Origin of the sequence: Bradyrhizobium sp. SYSU BS000235, assembly GCF_049747295.1 — a bacterium.
Taxonomy (GTDB): Bacteria; Pseudomonadota; Alphaproteobacteria; order Rhizobiales; family Xanthobacteraceae; genus Afipia.
On record NZ_JBMHJM010000001.1, the window covers coordinates 2,687,413 to 2,705,617 of the forward strand.

The following is an 18,205-nucleotide window of genomic DNA, read 5'->3' on the forward strand; positions in this document are numbered from 1 at the left end:
CCTGCGTTGCCAAGGTTTTGCTCCGCGTCATGTGATCGCAGAGCGCGCGGGTGGCGCTTGCCCGCTGCCATCATGGGCTTTATCTGGTCCAACCAGTGTCCCGAATCCAAAGTTCGCCTCGTGGTGCAGCCTGTTCCGTAGCGAACTTGGGATTCGAGAGGACACTGGTAAACCCATAATTCTCGTGTGGTTGAGGTTCAGAAGTTCGCCAGTTGGACTCGCAGGGGAATCGGGCGAGCTTCTGGACCACCACACGAGCCGGTTGATGTCGTCCTTGCATGCGATATCAGGATCAAGGAACGGATCATCATGGAGAAGACCTCCCGCCCGCTGATTGTGATTGCCGCGTTCGCAGCAAGCCTTGCGATTGGCCTGCTGGCGACCCTGTGGCTTGTCGGCGGTTTCCGCGGCGCTGCGGCGCCGGCCGCGATTGGCGGACCGTTCCAACTGACGGATCAGTCCGGTCAGACCGTGACCGAGAAAAATCTCGTCGGCCGCCCGACCATTATTTTCTTCGGTTTCACCCACTGTCCGGACGTTTGCCCCACATCTCTGTTTGAAATGTCCGAAGTGCTGCGGGCCATGGGTCCCGATGCCGACAAGGTCAACGCGTTTTTTGTGTCGGTCGATCCCGAGCGGGATACGCCACAGGCCATGAAGGACTACCTCTCGAGTTTCGATCCGCATTTGAAAGGCCTGACCGGGAGCAATGAAGCCATCGCCCGCGTGATTTCGGCCTATCGGGTTTACGCCAAAAAAGTCCCGTTGAAAGACGGCGACTACACCATGGATCACACGGCGCTGATCTACCTGATGGATCGCGAAGGAAAATTCGTGCGGCCCTTTGATCTGAAGCGGAAGCCTGAAGACGCCGCGGCTGATCTAAAACGGTACCTCTGAAGCCCATCACGCGCGTTGCCTCAAACGCCGCTCGCGTCCTTCCCCGGATCGTCTATAAGACCGTCACGCGGACGTCTTGGACAATGCAACCACAGATAGCAAAACCTTCCCATCTCCGGCGATTTGGAGCCGGAACGGCAAGCGTGCTGGCCGCCGGCTGGCTATGCATGGCGTTGCTTGGGAGCACGGCTTCGCCGGCCGCCGCGCAGACGGCGCCGCCTGACAGCAAGCCGAAGGCGGCCGCGCCTCAGTCGGTTCCCGGATTCTGGGATCCGCGGCGGCGGCCTGAGCGGCCGGACCTGTCACGCCTGAGCGTGATCCGGTTCATGACTGAAACCGACTATCCGCCGTTCAATTTCACCGGCCCCGACGGCAATCCGGCGGGTTTCAACGTCGATCTGGCGCGGCTGATCTGCGAAGAAATCAAGGTTACCTGCACGATCCAGATGCGGCGGTTTGAGACGCTGGTCGACGCGATCAACAGTAACCGCGGCGACGCGATCATCGCGTCCATGGCGGTGACCCCGCAGCTGCGCGCCAAGCTCGATTTCAGCGACCCCTACTACCGCGCGCCAGCCCGCTTCGTGTCGCGACGTGACGGAGTGATGGCGGAGGTGAGGCCGGAATACCTCGAGGGCAAGAAAGTCGGGGCCATCGCGGGCTCGGCGCACGAAGCCTATCTGAAGACGCTGTTTACCGACGCGCAGATCGTCAGTTTTCCGAATGACGACGCGCTCCGCACCGCGCTTCAACGCGGCGATGTCGATTTTATTTTCGGCGATGCCATTTCGCTGGCGCTGTGGATCAATGGGACGGATTCCGGTGATTGCTGCGCGTTCAGCGGCGGCCCGTTCGTCGAAAGCCGTTATTTCGGCGAGGGCATCGGCATCGGCGTGCGCCGTGGCAATGATCTGCTGCGTCAGGCGCTGAATTGGGCCATGTTCAGGCTCTGGGAAAAGGGTCGCTACACCGATCTGTGGCTGCGTTATTTTTCCGTCAGTCCGTTCTAGCCTGGGCAAAGACCGAATGAGCAGCATAAGGACGGCGAAGCTGAAAAGGATCGCCGCAGCCTGCCTCGCGTTGCTCGGCTGGGCGGCCCTTGTGCTTCAGTATGTCCTGCTGCTTCAGAATACGAACGCGCCTGGTCTCTCGATGGTCGAGGGAACCATTCGGTTCTTCTCGTTCTTCACCATTCAATCCAACATTCTGGTCGCATTGGTTCTGACGGCATTTGCCATCAAGAGCGGGCCGGACGAATGGCTGGTGCATCCGTTCGTGCGTTCCGCCGTGGCCGTCTACATCGCGATGGTGGGGATCGTATACTTCGCCGTGCTCCGCCAACTTTGGGCGCCGCAGGGCGCGCAATGGGTCGCGGACGTTGTGCTGCACTATGTGATGCCGATCTTCTATCTGGCCTTCTGGCTGACATGCGTCCGCAAGGCCGGATTGCGGTGGTATGACCCGCTGCTATGGCTGATTTACCCGCTGTTTTACCTTGGCTTTATCCTTGTCCGCGGGAAATTGGCGGGTTTTTACCCCTATCCCTTTGTCGATGCCGGGACCTTGGGTTATGCCAAGGTTGCGTTTAATACATTGGGGTTGCTGATCGTCTGCGCTGCGCTCGGCACCGTTTTTGTGGTGGTTGGCTGGTGGCTCTCGCGCCGGCAAAAACCCTGACCTTGTCCGGGCGCGGAGAATTCGATGTCGAATGAGATGCCTACCGCGAGCGACCTGCGGGCGCTTGCCGAACAATCCAATGCCTGGCCGTTTGAGCAGGCCAAGAAAATCGTCGAACGGCTGAAGAAGAAGCCGAAAGACGAGGTGTTGTTCGAGACCGGGTATGGCCCCTCCGGCTTGCCGCATATCGGAACGTTTGGCGAAGTGGCGCGGACGACCATGGTCCGTCATGCCTTTCGCGTTCTCACCGAAGACAAGATCAAGACGCGGCTGCTGGCGTTCTCCGATGACATGGACGGTCTGCGCAAGGTGCCGGACAATGTGCCCAACAAGGAAATGCTGGAGCAGGATCTCGGCAAGCCGCTGACGCAAGTGCGTGATCCGTTCGGCACGCACCCAAGCTTCGGCGAGCACAACAACGCGCGGCTGCGCGCGTTTCTCGACACGTTCGGTTTTGACTATGAATTCGCGAGTTCGACCGAATACTACAAGTCCGGCCGCTTCGATGCGACGCTGCTCCATATGCTGGCGAACATCGACAAGGTGATGGCCATCATGCTGCCGTCGCTGCGCGAGGAGCGTGCCGCAAGTTACTCGCCGTTCCTTCCGATCTCGCCGCGCACGGGCGTGGTGCTGCAGGTGCCGATCGTGGCGCACGATGTGAAGGCCGGAACGGTTTCCTACGACGATCCCGATACGAAGGAACGCGTCACCGTTCCTGTGACCGGCGGCCACTGCAAACTGCAGTGGAAGCCCGATTGGGCCATGCGCTGGGTCGCGCTCGGCGTCGATTATGAAATGGCCGGCAAGGACCTGATCGATTCGGTGAAACTGTCCGGCAAGATCTGCAGCGCGCTTGGCGGTACGCCGCCGGAGGGTTTCAACTATGAGCTCTTCCTCGACGAGAAGGGCCAGAAGATCTCCAAGTCGAAGGGCAACGGCCTGACGATCGACGAGTGGTTGCGCTATGCCTCGCCCGAATCGCTGTCGCTCTTCATGTACCGGGAGCCGAAGGCGGCGAAGCGTTTGTACTTCGACGTCATCCCCCGCAACGTCGATGACTATCAGCAATTCATCGACGGCTACCCGCGCCAGGACGGCAAGCAGCGCCTGAGCAATCCGGTCTGGCACATTCATACCGGACAGCCGCCGCAGGGCGACATGCCGGTCACGTTCCAGTTGTTGCTGACGCTCGTGTCATCATCGAATGCGGAGAATGCCGAAACCCTGTGGGGTTTTATCGGCCGCTACCGCCCGGGCGTGACGCCGAAGACGCATCCGAAGCTCGATGCGATGGTCGGCTATGCGATCAACTATTATCGCGACTTCGTCGCGCCCACGAAGCAGTTCCGGCAGCCGACGGACGGCGAACGCGTCGCGTTGCAGGATTTGCGGGAAGCGCTGTCGCAGTTGTCCGCGGACGCGTCGGCCGAGGATATTCAGAACGTGGTCTATGAGATCGGGCGTCGCGAGCCGTTCCTCGATCACGTGAAGAAGGGCAAGGATGGCCGTCCCGGCGTCTCGCTGGATTGGTTCAATATGCTCTATCAGGTGCTGCTCGGACAGGAGAAGGGTCCGCGCTTTGGCTCATTCGTGGCGGTCTACGGCGTGCCGAACGCCATCACGATGATCGATGGTGCGTTGGCGCGTTCGAGCTGATCCGCTGACAACGGTGACGCCTTCATCGGCGTCACCTCATTGGCTCGCCCAGACGATGCGTGCGATCCATTCGACGTCGGAAATCGCAAGCGTTCGCTCGCTGTGACCGGGATCCACCGATTGCACCTCGATGGTCTTCGTTGTCCGCCGGCGCAGTTCCTTGAGCATGATCTCGCCATTCCTGGCTTTCAGCACAACGCGATCGCCGCGACGAACCGGTGCGGCGGGAGAGACCACGATGATGTCGCCGTCGCGATAGGCCGGCTTCATCGTGTCTCCGGAAATCTCCAGAGCATAGGCGTGCTGATCGCTGACCGACGGAAGTCCCACCTCGTCCCAGCCGTCGCCGGCCGGAAAGCCGCTGTGATCGAAGCGGCCGCTCGCGCCGGCCTCTGCAAGACTGAGAAGCGGGACCGATTGGACGGTGCGTGCGGTCTCGTCGATCAATTGAACGAAGGTGTGGATGGTCGTCCCGGTGGCAGCCAGCGCTTTCGAGACCGATTCAGTCGATGGCCATCGCTCGCGTCCGTCGCTGGTGACGCGCTTCGATTTGTTGAATGTCGTGGGGTCGAGCCCGGCGCGTTTTGCGAGTGCTGATGGCGATAGCCCGGCCTGTGCGGCAAGGCGGTCGAGTGCCGTCCAGATCTGATTATGGGTCAGCATGGTGTCGCCGCGATTGTGAGCCGGGTCGACCGGATCCGGGCAGTGACATTTATCAGGAAGTTAGGAATTATTACCTTAAGTCATTGAGGCCCGCAATCCACCTCTGCGGAGGATAGCTGGTGGAGCGGATTTGACATTCGCTCCTGGTCGCGCAGCGAGTTCGTTCGGCGAATGTCAAATCCAAAGCTCCACCAGTAGCTTATATTTGCTAGTGGTTCTTTGATTCTAACATTTGCAACGGTATCCGCGGAAACGGGATGCAAATGTTAGAATCGAACCACTAGCCTTGAAGTCGCCGAAGCACGCCGATACGGTCTGCGGCGAAATTTGCCACATCCTGAAAATCTCAAAAAATCCAACGGCTAACCGAAACCTAAACCTGTGCCCACGATCTACAAAGTTTGCCCCGCCTCGGCATGGCGTGAGGCCGAGCGCCAAGGCGCCTATAGCGGTAGCGCCGACGACCGGCGCGATGGCTTCATCCACTTTTCCACGGCGTCGCAATTGCCTGGCACCCTCACCAAGCATTTTGCCGGTCAGACCGGACTTTTTTTAATCGCGATCGATGCCGATGAGCTTGGCGACGCGTTGAAGTGGGAGCCATCACGCGGTGGGGAGTTGTTTCCACATCTTTACGGCGAACTGGATCTCGGCGCAGTGAGAGAGATATTCGATTTGCGTACGCGCTCCGATGGCTCGCATGACATTCCGGAGCTGCCCAAGTGATCCGCGCCTTCGATACATTTACACTGCCGTTGCTGCGACGGCTCGATGCCGAAGATGCACACCGGCTCGCGATCAGTGGCTTACGGATGCTTCCGCCGGGCAAGCCGCGTCCCAGCGATCCGCAACTTGCGGTGCGGGCTTTCGGTTTGAACTTTCCCAATCCGGTGGGGATGGCTGCGGGCTTCGACAAGAATGCCGAAGTGCCGGATGCGCTGTTGCGGCTGGGCTTTGGGTTCGTCGAAGTTGGCACCCTGACACCGCTGCCGCAGGCGGGCAATCCGCGCCCGCGACTGTTTCGTCTCGAACGGGATTCGGCAGTCATCAACCGCATGGGCTTCAACAACGATGGGGCGGAGATGGCGCTGCGACGGCTCGCGGCGCGCGCGGAACATGGCGGCATCGTCGGCGTGAATGTCGGCTCCAACAAGGATTCGGCGGATCGCATCGCGGACTATGTCCGGCTGATCGAGTTGTTCGCGCCGGTCGCGAGCTATTTTACCGTCAATGTGTCGTCGCCGAATACGCCAGGACTTCGCAATCTGCAGCAACCGGCTGCACTGGATGATCTGCTGGCGCGGGTGATCGATGCACGCGAGAGGGTACGCAAGAACGCCGGGGATTCGCCGCTGCTTCTGAAGATCGCCCCGGATCTGACACTTGGGGAGCTCGATGATGTGGTACACATCGCGCGCTCGCGGCGTGTCGACGGCATGATTGTCGGGAACACCACGATATCGCGACCGGCTTCACTGCGTGATCAGGTTCGATCGAAAGAGCAGGGCGGCCTGTCGGGGCGGCCGTTGCTTCGGCTGTCGACACGCATGGTTGCCGAAACCTATGTTCGTGCCGAAGGCGCGTTTCCTCTGATCGGGGTCGGCGGCATCGACACGGGCGGAGCTGCGTTGATGAAGATCCGCGCCGGCGCCACTTTGATCCAGGTCTACTCATCGCTCGTCTACAAGGGTCTCGGACTGGTGAACGACATCAAGGCGGACCTTGTCTCGACCTTGCGCCGCACCGGGCGCGATCACCTGTCTGAGATTGTCGGCGCCGACGCTGCGACCATCACAGCCGAGCCTTGGCCGGAATAGATTTGGCCGGAATAGATTTGGCCTGAATGGCTTCGGCCTGAATAGATTTGCCGGAATAAGCTTTCAGCGGGTGAGCGGCGGTCAAGCGAAGGTTGATCGGACCAGCGCTGGATATCGCCACGCCTGCAGCAGGCCGCGTGCCAGGAAGAAGATCAGCAATGCGATCCAAAGCCCGGCGTTGCCAAAGTGCAATAGCGCCGCCCACGAGCTAAAATAGATAGCGAGAGACGCAAGCATCAGGTTGCGCATGTCGCGCGCCCAGGTCGCACCGATGTAGATGCCGTCAAAGCTGTAGGCCATCACGCCGCAGACAGGCGCGAGCGCGGCAAGCCACATGAAATCCCGTGCGACTTCGCGCACCTGTGGGCTGGCGGTCATGACGTCGATCAAGCTCGCGCCACCCAGGGCGAAGATGATCGTCACGGTCGCACCGAACGCAAAACCCCAGCGGACCACCAGCCTGACGGCCTGTTCGAAGTTCTTGCGATCACGGCCGCCGAGACTGCGACCGCAGAGTTGTTCTGCCGCATTTGCCAGTCCGTCGAGAAAGAACGAGCCGATCAGAATGAAATTGTTCAAGACGGCATTGGCGGCGAGCACATCGTCGCCGGCGCGCGCACCCTGAGCCGTGAAAAACAGGAACGCACCGATCAGGGCCGCGGTGCGGATCATGATGTCGCGGTTGATTGCAAGCATGTGAAGGAGCTTGGTGCGGTCGAACAGGGTGCGGCGAGGAATGTCGATACGGCCGTCGAGAATGCGCCAGATGACGACGGCGCCCACGACGAGGCCGGTTGCTTCGGCAATGACCGCTGCAAAGGCGGCCCCGGCGATGCCCCAGCCGAGGCCAAGCACCAGACCTGCGGTCGTCACCATGTTGACGACGTTGATCACGATCTGCAGCGCGAGCGCAATGCCGGTGCGCGCCTGGCCGATCAGCCAACCCAGCACCACGTAGTTTGCCAGCACGAACGGGGCCGACCAAAGCCTAACCGAGAAATAAAGCCTGGCGGCGTTTGTCACGGCATCGCTGCCGCCCATAAGACCCAGCATGAAGGTGGACAGCGGGGCTTGCAGAATGATCAGGACGATGCCGACGGCGGCGGCGATCAGGACCGCCCGGATCAGCACGGCCTGGACTTCCGTACGATCCCTGGCGCCGACAGCCTGCGCCGTGAAGGCAACGGTCCCCATCCGCAGGAAGCCGAACAGCCAGAACATACAGTCAAAAATGATCGAGGCGATCGCAACGCCGCCGAGCAGTGCAGGCTCACCGAGGCGGCCGATGACGGCGGTTGCCACGATGCCGAGAAACGGTGTCGTGAGATTGGCCAGCATAGCCGGGCCTGCAATCGCAAAGACCCGGCGCGAGGTGACTTGAAACGGTTCAGTCAATCAACGCGGCCGATTGGAATTGAACAGCCGTGAAATCAGCCAAACCGGAATGACGATCACGGCGCCCAGCAGGAAGTACCGCCACAGACCGTTGATCGCATCGAAGCCGAGATTCCATATCCATTCGAACAGGCGGCGGATGCTCTGGACGATATTCCAGGGATCGAAGCCGATGGCTGCCAGAACGACACCGACGAGAATCGACAGCAGGATCAGCCGCAGCAGCACCGCCAGCGGTGAGCCGCCGAGAAAGCGCGACAGATTGTCGTCTCTGGCGGGCAATTCCTTCACGTCGTCCGGCATTATGGTCTCCCGAATGGTGCTTCGCCGCAGCATAGCACGCCAGATGGGAAATTGCCTCGGTCCCGTCAATGCTTCCCGGCGCCGGCAGGCAATGAATTTCCAGCCTCCGAGATTAACATTCGTTCAAGTGTCTCAAGCCTGTCAGCGTCGCGTGGCGGCTTGTCCCAGCGCAGGCGATTGATTCGGGGAAAGCGCATGGCGACGCCGGATTTATGCCGCGCCGAACGCGCCAGCCCCTCGAACGCAACTTCAAACACCAGACCCTGATCGGGTTCGTGAACGACATGGCGCACAGGACCGAATTTCTCGGTGGTATTGCGGCGAACGAAGCGGTCGATTTGAATCAACTCCTCGTCGGTAAAACCGAAGTAGGCCTTACCCACCGGGACCAATTGATCGCCCTCACCATTGTTGGTCCAGACGCCGAATGTGTAGTCGGAATAATAGGAGGAACGCTTGCCGTGCCCACGCTGGGCGTACATCAGCACGGCGTCGATGATGTGCGGATCACGCTTCCATTTCCACCACTGGCCTTTCGGGCGGCCTGGCAAATAGGGCGCATCGCGACGCTTCAGCATGACACCTTCGATCGCCTCGGCATCCTCGCCGGCGCCTGCACTGGCGGGATCGGCCCGCGCGGCAGCCAGATCGTCCCATGTCGTGAACGGGATGATCGGCGACAGGTCGATCCGCGGATCGTCAAGCTGCGCAACGAACATTTCGAGTTTTGCCCGCCGTTCAATGAACGTCAGCATGCGCATGTCGTTGTCGCCATCACTGAGAAGATCGTAGGCGCGCAGATGAACGGGATAGTCCTTCATCAGCTTTGGGGTGACGGTCTTGCGGTTGAGCCGCTGTTGCAAAACGTTGAAGGTTTGAACCCGCCCCTCGCGCAGAACCAGCAGCTCGCCATCGATGGCGCCCGGCTGCCGCATCGACGGTACGAGATCGGGAAAGCCCTTGGTGATGTCTTCGCCGGTCCGCGAGTAGAGCCGCGTGACAATGGCATCGTTCTCGTCACGCCCGGTGACGGCCTGGACGCGGATGCCGTCCCACTTCCACTCCGCGCTGAAGTCCTCCGGTGCGAGGCTCGCAAAATCGGCATCTTCGATGGCGTGGGCGAGCATCACCGGCCGGAAGGGCGCGGCATCGCGATTGACCGGCTTGTCAGCGCGGCCCTCCAGCCATGCGAACAGATCGAGATAGGGCGGGGTCAGTCCCGGCCACAGCAGCTCAACATCGTGCGCGTCCTTGTCGCCGAGCGCTGCGGCGGCTGTCTTCGCGAGGCGGGCTGAGACACCGATGCGCAGGCCGCCGGTGACGAGCTTGAGAAGCGCCCAGCGGCCCGTCTCGTCGAGTTCATCGAGCCAGCGCACCAATTGCCCGGGGATTTCGGTCTTGCCCAGCGTATTGAAGGTGGTGACAACGTCGGTCAGCGTGGGCGGCGGCGGCGAGTTGGTCGCGCGCCTGTCGGCGGGCCACATCAGCGCAACGGTTTCAGAGAGATCGCCGACGTAATCATAGGACAGTGCAAAGAGCACCGGATCGGTCCGCGCGCTGATGAGATCGCGGATCAGCCCAGGCTTTGCATGGCGAAAAGACAACACACCGGTCAACGCTGCCAGCGCGTAGCCACGATCCGGGTCCGGCACTTCGCGGAAGTAACTGGTGATCAGCCGCAGTTTGTTGTTGCGTCCGGGCTCATAGGCGAGGCGGTCGAGCAACTGCGCGAAGCGGTTCATGACGCGGTTGCCTCGTCCGCGGCGGTGCCGTCTTCGTCCTCGTCGCCATAGCCTACCAGATCCAGCGGGCGGGCTTTCAGGCCTTTGCTCTGGCACCAGTGGACCAGCGCATCTTCCTGACCATGGGTCACCCAGATTTCGCCCGCACCCGTCGCGTTGATGGTCGCGCACAGCCCATCCCAATCAGCATGATCGGAGATCACCAACGGCAGTTCGATTCCCTTTTGTCGCGCGCGCGCACGGACGCGCATCCAGCCGGATGCGAATGCGGCGACGGGATCGGGAAATCGCCGCGTCCAGATATCCGTAATCGCGGAGGGCGGCGCCAGCGTGATGGTACCGGCAAGGTCAGCCTTCTTCATGCCCTTGGCGAGCCGGAGTTCTCCGAGCGCAACGCCACGGCTCTCATAGTAGCGGGTGATCTTCTCCATCGCGCCGTGCAGATAGATCGGCGCGTCGTATCCGGCCTCGCGAATGAGCGCAATCACGCGCTGCGCCTTGCCGAGCGAATAGGCGCCGACCAGATGGGCGCGCTCGGGAAACAGCGCGACCGATGACAAGAGTTTCGCAATTTCTCCGATCGGATTGCTGTGACGAAATACCGGCAACCCGAACGTTGCCTCAGTGATGAAAACGTCGCACGGAACGATCTCGAATGGGGTGCAGGTCGGGTCCGGTGTGTCCTTGTAATCTCCAGACGCGACGATCCGGGTCTCGCCGCAGGTCACTGCGATTTGCGCAGATCCAAGCACGTGGCCTGCGGGATGAAATGTCACGCTCACATCGCCGAGCGTGATGGTCTCGCCGTAGCTGATGGCTTGCGTGCTGCGCGCGAAGCTGTCGCCGTAGCGCAGCCGCATCATGTCGAGGGTTTCCTGAGTGGCCAGTACCGCCCCGTGTCCGGGACGTGCGTGGTCGGAATGGCCGTGGGTGATCAGCGCCCGCTCGACAGGCCGGACCGGATCGATGTGAAACCCGCCAGGTTTGCAGCATAGTCCGGCCGCGACGGGCATGAGGATGTCTTGCGGACGCATATTCGATATATAGGCGGCATTCCGCGTCATTCGAGTGTGCTTATAATCACGTACTTACTAGGCCGTCGTCATGTCTTCTTGGTTGTTCCTGTCCTCCGGTAATCTGATTGCCGACCGCCGGTTCGATTTCGGCCGCGATCTGCAGTCGCGGGGCGACTTGTCCGCGGCGGCTGACCTGATGATGCAGGCGGTGGAGCTTGAGCCCGGTTTTGCGTCGGCGTGGTTCTCTCTCGGGGAGCTTCGTGAACAGCTCGGCGAACGGGAGCAGGCCGTCGATGCCTACCGCCGTGCCCGCGGCGCTGATCCCGCCGACAAACACGGCGCCAAATTGCGGCTGATGCGGCTCGGCGCTGAAGAGCTGTCGGGGATGCCGGAGGGATATGTCGCGGCGCTGTTTGACCAGTACGCGCCGAAGTTCGACAAGGCGCTGGTGGATGATCTGAACTATCGCGGCCCGCAGGTGCTGCTCGAGGCGGTGCTCGCTGCGCGTCCCGCTGGGCGTCTTCCGGCGCGCTTTCGCCGGGCCATTGATCTTGGATGCGGGACCGGCCTTGCCGCGCAGGAGTTCGCATCGGTGGTCGACGAATTCATCGGCATCGACTTGTCGTCCGGCATGATCGAACGGGCCCGGGCGAGCGGCCTTTATGCGCGCCTTGATGTTGCTGACATGCTGCAGGGACTACAGGCAGAGAGCGATGCCAGTGCCGATTTGGTGATGGCGGCCGATGCCTTTGTGTATGTGCCTGACCTGGCACCGATCGTCAGCGAGGCAGCTCGTGTATTACAGCCGCAGGGCCTGCTGGCCTTCACAGTGGAGGCTCATTCCGGCGAGGGCATCGTGCTTGGACGTTCGCTGCGTTACGCGCACAGCGCGGACTATCTGCGCGCGACGCTTGAAGATGCGGGGCTGACGGCATGCGCGATTACACCAGTCTCTACGCGTATGGAAGCTGGAGAAGCCGTCCCGGGCTTTGTTGTGACTGCAAGCAAATCCTGACTGCGAGCATTAAGCCGATAAAAAACAACCCGGCGTCTTGCGCCGGGCTTTTTGTTTGGATCGCGGTGTTGCGAAATCAGTACTTCGCAACAACGGGTGAATTGAAGTGGTAGTTCAGGCCGGTGCGGAAGATATGCTCCTGCACGCGGGTGGTGAAGGTATGATCGACGCCACCGACTGTGTAGCTGTCGGTTGAGCGGCCGAGATCGATGTAGAGGTATTCGGTCTTGGCGGTCCAGTTCTTGCCGAACAGGCCCAGGAACTCGAATGGCGATTCGATGCCGCCACCCACCGTGTAGCCGGTTTTGGTCCTGTCGAAGGTCTGATCGAAGCCAGCGGGGATGAAGCCAAGAAACTCCTGAACGCGGGTCTTGACGCCGCCGTAGGCGAGACCGCCGGTGGCATAGAACAGGGTCGATCCGAGTGAATAGCCGACGCGGCCACGAACCGTACCAAACCACTGCAGCTTCTGGTCAAACGAGACGAATTGCGCGGTCGAGCAGCCAAAAAGGCAAACCCGGTCATCGTGCAGGCTTGAGCCCTGGATATCGGCTTCGAGACCGTACACCCAATTGGCCGCCTGCCAATTGTAACCGATCTGGGCACCGCCGAGGTAACCATCCGGGCTGAGGTTGAGCTTATTGATGGTGGCGCCGCCCGCAAGGTCCAGGCTGCTGCGGTTGAGAGCGGTGCCGCCGCCGCCGTTGCCGCCGATGTAGAAGCCGCTCCAGTTGGCAATCGGCTCGGGCGCGTAGAAGCCCGTGCCGCCGATGCGATAGTTCAGACCGGCGCGGAAGACACTGGCGCGGACATCCGAACCCACAACAAGTGCATTAATCGGCGTCACGCCGTTCTGATTGCCGAGGTCGAGATAGAGGTACTCGATCTTGCCGGTCCAGTTGCCGCCCAGTGCAGCTTCAACGCCGCTGCCTACGGTCCAGCCTGTACGGGTGTCGCTCAAGGCCAAAGAGTCAGCTGGGTTGAAGGTGTTGTTGAACGTCGTCTTGACATTGCCGTAAGCAAAACCGCCCGTGAAATAGGTCAGAACCGAGCCGGTAGCGAGACCGACGCGGCCACGCGCCGTGCCGAACCAGTCGATCTTCTGATGCAGGTCATACCCCGCACCTGCACCGCAGGTGCCCGCATCGAAGCAGGTCCGGTCATCATTGAGACCTGCGCCCTGAATGTCGGTTTCGACGCCGAGCACGAGGTTGCCGAAGCCGAGGAAATTGCCGAACTGCCAGTTGTAGCCAATCTGGGCGCCGCCGACGCCGCCAAGCCCGCCAAGACGGTTCGCGTCGCCTGATCCACCGAGCGTGGTGTAGCTGCGGTTGAAGCCGACACCGGCATTCACACCGGCATAGAAGCCGGTCCAGTTGTACGGCTGGAGGATCGGGGCCTTGTAGACCGGAGCTTTGGTTGGCAAATCAGCAGCTTGTGCGGTCGCCGCAGTCCCAATCAACGCCGTCACGGCAATAATCTTTTTCACAAGGCCCCCAAAATAAGTGCGAATCCATCACAGTTGATGAACTCTACATCGCATCAAATGATCTAGCTGTAACGCGTGAGCAACAGGTTCCAGTCGTGAATCTGGATTGGCAAGGCATCTTAAAGCTTGAGGTTTGCGGAGAGCCGTGCCGGGCTTGGTTGTGACTGCAAGCAAATCGTAGCGCTAGTGTGGTGGTTCAGAAGTTCGCCTCATCTTCTCCGCGAGTCCTTCAAGCGAACTTCTGAGCCTGAACCACACTAGAATCCAGCCAATAAAAAAACCCGGCGTTTTGCGCCGGGTTTTTGTTTGGATCGCGGTGTTGCGAGATCAATATTTCGCAACGATCGGCGAATTGAAGTGATAGTTCAGGCCGGTGCGGAAGATGTGCTCCTGCACGCGGGTCGAGAAGGTGTGATCGACGCCATCCACCGTATAGCCGTTCGTGCTGCGGCCGAGATCGACGTAGAGGTATTCGGTCTTGGACGTCCAGTTCTTGCCGAACATGCCCATGAACTCGAACGGCGATTCGATGCCGGCACCAACGGTGTAACCAGTCTTGGTCTTCGAGAAGGACTGGTCGAGCGTTTGAGCGCCGCCGTCGAATTCCTGAATGCGGGTCTTCACGTCGCCGTAAGCCAGACCGCCGGTTGCATAGAACAGCGTTGATCCAAGCGAGTAGCCGAGGCGGCCGCGAACGGTGCCGAACCACTGCAGCTTTTGATCAAACGAGGCAAAGGAAGTGGTGCTGCAGCTCAGGAGGCAAACACGGTCGTCCTGCAGGCTCGATCCCTGGAAGTCAGCTTCGAGGCCGTAAACCCAGTTGGCTGCCTGCCAGTTGTAACCAATCTGGGCGCCGCCGAGGTAGCCATCCGGGCTGAGGTTGAAATCGCCAGCGGCCGCGCCTGCGTTCAGGCTGCTGCGGTTGAGGGCGGTGCCGCCGCCGCCGTTGCCGCCGATGTAGAAGCCGCTCCAGTTGGCAACCGGCTCAGGTGCGTAGATGCCGTTGCCGCCGATGCGGTAGTTCAGGCCCACGCGGAAGATGTTCGCGCGGACATCCGAACCGAGGATAAACCCATCAACCGGCGTAATGCCGTTCTGATTGCCAAGGTCGAGATAGAGGTACTCGATCTTGCCGGTCCAATTGCCGCCCAATGCCGCTTCGACGCCGCTACCGATGGTCCAGCCGGTCCGGGTGCTGCTCAAATTCAACGAGTTGGCGGGGGTGACGGGGTTGGTGAACGTCGTATTCACGTTGCCGTAAGCGAAACCGCCGGTGAAGTAGGTCAGGACCGAACCGGTGGCGAGACCGACGCGGCCACGTGCCGTGCCGAACCAGTCGAGCTTTTGATTGACGAGCAGCGTGCGGTCGTCGTTGATGCCCGAGCCTTGAATGTCGGCTTCGACGCCGAGCACCAGGTTGCCGAAGCCCAGGAAGTTGCCGAACTGCCAATTGTAGCCGATCTGGCCACCGCCCAGCCCGCCAAGGCCGCCGAGACGGAGCGCGTCGCCGGATACCGGAGTGGCAAGCGTGGTGTAGCTGCGGTTGAACCCGACACCGGCGTTCACACCGGCGTAGAAACCGGTCCAGTTGTAAACCTGCAGAACGGGGGCCTTGTAAAGTGGAGCTTTGGTTGGCAAATCAGCGGCTTGCGCGGCTGCCACGCTCCCAATCAACGCTGTTGCGGCAATAATCTTTTTCATAAGGCCCCCAAATACGGCGCGAATCCATCGCGGTTGACGAACTCTACATCGCATCAAGCGATTTAGCTGTACCCCGGAAGCCACAGGCGCCAGCCGTGAATCTCGATTAGCTAAGGCATCGTAAAGCTTGAGGTTTTTCGGGGGCGCCGAAACGGGGGGATCAATAATTTTTTCGGCACTGCGGAAGTCAACTTCCGGGCGAAAAACCTTGGATTGCCCGCGCTCTCGACCCGTTCGGCAACAGTGCTTAACTCTGGCATGTGAGCCTCATTCCCGAACCAACCGCTGACGCCGATATCCTGCCCGATGTGTTCGCACGCTGGTTCGCAGACCGAGGCTGGGCGCCGCGCCCCCATCAGCTCGATCTCCTTCAAAAAGCTCGCGAAAATCGCTCGGCCCTGCTGATCGCGCCGACCGGCGCGGGCAAGACCCTGGCCGGCTTCCTGCCCACTCTGGTGGAGCTCGGCAGGCCGCAGACGACCGTCGGGGCGGGAAAAGTGACGTCAACTGGCAAGGCGGTGGTCCGCACCGGGGGGCTTCACACCCTCTACATCTCCCCCCTCAAAGCACTCGCGGTCGATATTGCCCGCAACCTGGAGCGGCCGATCGCGGACATGGAACTGCCGATCCGGGTGGAGACCCGCACCGGCGATACCCCGGTGTCCCGCCGCCAGCGGCAACGGCGTTATCCGCCGGACATCCTGCTGACGACGCCCGAGCAATTGGCGCTGCTGCTGTCGTCGGACGACGCGCCGTACCTGTTTTCATCCCTGAAGCGCATCGTGCTCGACGAATTGCATGCCCTGGTGACCTCCAAGCGCGGCGACCTGTTGGCCTTGGGCCTCGCACGTCTCTGGCGGCTGGCGCCGCAGGTCACCACCATCGGCCTGTCCGCGACGGTGGCTGCGCCCGACGATCTGCGCCGCTATCTCGTGCCTCAGAACGATGGCGCCGTCGGCATGGCGGATCTTGTGATCGCCGATGCGGGCGCCGCGCCGATCGTCGAAATGCTCGACACAAGGGAGCGCTTGCCCTGGGCGGGCCACATGGCGCGCCACGCGCTCGGCGAGATTTACGACCTCATCAAACGCAATCGCACGTCGCTGATCTTCGTCAATACACGCGCGCAGGCGGAAATGCTGTTTCAGGACCTGTGGCGCATGAACGACGACAATCTTGCGATCGCGCTGCATCACGGCTCACTCGATGTGGCGCAGCGCCGCAAGGTCGAGGACGCCATGGCCGCAGGCAAACTGCGCGGCGTGGTGTGTACGTCATCACTCGATCTCGGCATCGACTGGGGTGACATCGATCTCGTCATCAATGTCGGCGCGCCGAAGGGCGCATCGCGCATGATGCAGCGCATTGGCCGCGCCAATCACCGTCTCGATGAGCCGTCGCGTGCGGTCATGGTGCCGGCCAATCGCTTCGAGGTCCTGGAGTGCCGTGCGGCGATCGATGCCGTGGCGGAGAACGCGCAGGACACGCCGCCACAGCGCGCCGGTGCGTTGGACGTGCTGGCACAGCACGTGCTGGGTTGCGCGTGCGGAGAGCCGTTTCAGTCGGACGATCTGTATCGTGAGATCAGAACGGCGTCCCCTTACATGGATCTGGCGCGTACGGACTTTAACGATGTGGTCGATTTCGTCGCCACGGGTGGCTACGCGCTGAAAAGCTATGAGCGGTTCGCGCGCATCAAGCAGGACAAGCAGGCACGCTGGCGCGTCGCCAATCCGAAGGTGCGGCAAAGTTATCGCCTCAATGTCGGCACCATTGTTGAAGAGCCGATGCTGAAAGTGAAACTGGTGCGCGGCAAGGGCGGCGGATCGGGCTCGACTGGCATCATCGCGCGCGGCGGCCGCATGCTCGGACAGATCGAGGAGTATTTCATCGAGGGCCTCGTGCCGAACGACACATTCGTGTTCGGCGGCGAAGTGGTGCGTTACGAAGCCTTGATGGAAGACGAGGTCTATGTCTCCCGCACCAACGATGCCAACGCCAAGGTGCCGTCCTACATGGGAGGCAAGTTTCCGCTCTCGACCTATCTGGCGGAGCGCGTGCGGCTTTTGCTTGCGGACGAGCGCGCATGGAAGGGGCTGCCCGATCAGGTGCGCGAGTGGTTGTCCCTGCAATTGCAGTTCTCGCGGGTCCCGGGGCCGCGCGAACTGGTTGTCGAGACTTTTCCGCGCGCCGACAAGCATTATCTCGTTTGCTATCCCTTCGAAGGCCGCCTCGCGCACCAGACGCTCGGCATGCTGCTGACCCGGCGGCTGGAACGGGCGCGTGCAAGGCCACTCGGTTTCGTCGCCAACGAGTATGCGCTCGCGGTCTGGTCGCTTGGCGATCTGTCGTTGATGATTCGCGATGGCCGGCTCAACCTCGATGCGTTGTTCGACGCCGACATGCTGGGCGACGATCTCGAAGCGTGGCTCGCGGAATCGGCGCTGATGAAACGCACTTTCCGCACCTGTGCGGTCATTTCAGGTCTCATCGCGCGCCGCTTTACCGGCGAAGAAAAGTCGCGGCGCCAAGTGCTGTTCTCGACGGATCTTGTCTACGACGTGCTGCGCAAGCATCAGCCGGATCACGTGCTGTTGCGTGCGGCGCGGGCCGATGCCGCCACCGGGCTTTTGGATCTGCGCCGGCTCAGCGATATGCTGATGCGCATCAAGGGCCGAATCACCCACAAGGAACTCGATCGCATTTCGCCGTTGGCGGTGCCGGTGATGCTGGAAATCGGCCGCGAAGCGGTTTATGGCGAAGCGTCGGACGAGTTGCTGGCGGAGGCCGCCGAGGAACTTGTGAAAGAGGCGATGTCGCCACACTAA

General features: G+C 61.2%; 15 protein-coding genes. 8 read left to right on the forward strand and 7 right to left on the reverse strand.

Features of this window, described 5'->3' with window-relative positions; genetic code table 11:
* The first annotated feature begins 309 nt into the window (after nt 1-309).
* The 4 genes from ACP0KA_RS12520 (at nt 310) to ACP0KA_RS12535 (ending at nt 4,236) form a co-directional block, all read left to right on the forward strand.
* Nucleotides 310-900 (forward strand): SCO family protein, encoded by a 591-nt coding sequence (locus ACP0KA_RS12520; protein WP_424629101.1) that lies wholly within the window; start codon nt 310-312, stop codon nt 898-900.
* Nucleotides 901-983: 83 nt separating this feature from the next.
* Nucleotides 984-1,910: a transporter substrate-binding domain-containing protein gene (locus ACP0KA_RS12525; protein WP_424629102.1), complete on the forward strand. Its 927-nt coding sequence runs from the start codon at nt 984-986 to the stop codon at nt 1,908-1,910.
* A 16-nt stretch (nt 1,911-1,926) separates the two neighbouring features.
* On the forward strand, nt 1,927-2,577 hold the full coding sequence (locus tag ACP0KA_RS12530) for a Pr6Pr family membrane protein (RefSeq protein WP_424629103.1): 651 nt from the start codon (nt 1,927-1,929) through the stop codon (nt 2,575-2,577).
* 24 nt (nt 2,578-2,601) lie between these two features.
* Nucleotides 2,602-4,236, forward strand: a complete 1,635-nt coding sequence (locus ACP0KA_RS12535; protein ID WP_424629104.1) for a lysine--tRNA ligase — start codon at nt 2,602-2,604, stop codon at nt 4,234-4,236.
* Between the two features lie 36 nt (nt 4,237-4,272).
* Here the strand turns inward: ACP0KA_RS12535 and ACP0KA_RS12540 are convergent, their stop codons facing one another.
* The gene (locus ACP0KA_RS12540; protein ID WP_424629105.1) at nt 4,273-4,899 is read right to left on the reverse strand and encodes a S24 family peptidase; all 627 of its coding nucleotides are present in this window, start codon (nt 4,897-4,899) and stop codon (nt 4,273-4,275) included.
* A gap of 381 nt (nt 4,900-5,280) precedes the next feature.
* Here ACP0KA_RS12540 and ACP0KA_RS12545 point away from each other — a divergent pair, with 381 nt between their 5' ends.
* Nucleotides 5,281-5,625 carry a DUF952 domain-containing protein gene (locus ACP0KA_RS12545; protein WP_424629106.1) on the forward strand — a complete coding sequence of 115 codons (345 nt, stop codon included), beginning with the start codon at nt 5,281-5,283 and terminating at the stop codon, nt 5,623-5,625.
* A complete protein-coding gene (locus tag ACP0KA_RS12550) occupies nt 5,622-6,716 on the forward strand; it encodes a quinone-dependent dihydroorotate dehydrogenase (protein ID WP_424629107.1) in 1,095 nt (364 codons plus the stop codon). The genes ACP0KA_RS12545 and ACP0KA_RS12550 overlap by 4 nt, the downstream gene beginning before the upstream one ends.
* An 81-nt stretch (nt 6,717-6,797) precedes the next feature.
* Here the strand turns inward: ACP0KA_RS12550 and ACP0KA_RS12555 are convergent, their stop codons facing one another.
* From ACP0KA_RS12555 to ACP0KA_RS12570, 4 genes are all read right to left on the reverse strand, one after another.
* Complete coding sequence (locus ACP0KA_RS12555; RefSeq protein WP_424631577.1) at nt 6,798-8,054, reverse strand: MATE family efflux transporter; 1,257 nt, start codon at nt 8,052-8,054, stop codon at nt 6,798-6,800.
* Nucleotides 8,055-8,111: 57 nt separating this feature from the next.
* Nucleotides 8,112-8,414: a DUF6460 domain-containing protein gene (locus ACP0KA_RS12560; RefSeq protein WP_424629108.1), complete on the reverse strand. Its 303-nt coding sequence runs from the start codon at nt 8,412-8,414 to the stop codon at nt 8,112-8,114.
* Nucleotides 8,415-8,479: 65 nt separating this feature from the next.
* Nucleotides 8,480-10,156: a cisplatin damage response ATP-dependent DNA ligase gene (locus ACP0KA_RS12565; protein WP_424629109.1), complete on the reverse strand. Its 1,677-nt coding sequence runs from the start codon at nt 10,154-10,156 to the stop codon at nt 8,480-8,482.
* The gene (locus tag ACP0KA_RS12570) at nt 10,153-11,190 is read right to left on the reverse strand and encodes a ligase-associated DNA damage response exonuclease (RefSeq protein ID WP_424631578.1); all 1,038 of its coding nucleotides are present in this window, start codon (nt 11,188-11,190) and stop codon (nt 10,153-10,155) included. The genes ACP0KA_RS12565 and ACP0KA_RS12570 overlap by 4 nt, the downstream gene beginning before the upstream one ends.
* Before the next feature lie 70 nt (nt 11,191-11,260).
* Here ACP0KA_RS12570 and ACP0KA_RS12575 point away from each other — a divergent pair, with 70 nt between their 5' ends.
* The gene (locus tag ACP0KA_RS12575; RefSeq protein ID WP_424629110.1) at nt 11,261-12,187 is read left to right on the forward strand and encodes a methyltransferase domain-containing protein; all 927 of its coding nucleotides are present in this window, start codon (nt 11,261-11,263) and stop codon (nt 12,185-12,187) included.
* 76 nt (nt 12,188-12,263) lie between these two features.
* Here the strand turns inward: ACP0KA_RS12575 and ACP0KA_RS12580 are convergent, their stop codons facing one another.
* Both ACP0KA_RS12580 and ACP0KA_RS12585 read right to left on the reverse strand, forming a co-directional pair.
* The gene (locus ACP0KA_RS12580; protein ID WP_424629111.1) at nt 12,264-13,676 is read right to left on the reverse strand and encodes an outer membrane protein; all 1,413 of its coding nucleotides are present in this window, start codon (nt 13,674-13,676) and stop codon (nt 12,264-12,266) included.
* Between the two features lie 327 nt (nt 13,677-14,003).
* Nucleotides 14,004-15,377, reverse strand: a complete 1,374-nt coding sequence (locus ACP0KA_RS12585; protein ID WP_424629112.1) for an outer membrane protein — start codon at nt 15,375-15,377, stop codon at nt 14,004-14,006.
* 260 nt (nt 15,378-15,637) lie between these two features.
* Here ACP0KA_RS12585 and ACP0KA_RS12590 point away from each other — a divergent pair, with 260 nt between their 5' ends.
* Nucleotides 15,638-18,205, forward strand: coding sequence for a ligase-associated DNA damage response DEXH box helicase (locus ACP0KA_RS12590; RefSeq protein ID WP_424629113.1), 2,568 nt, complete (start codon nt 15,638-15,640; stop codon nt 18,203-18,205).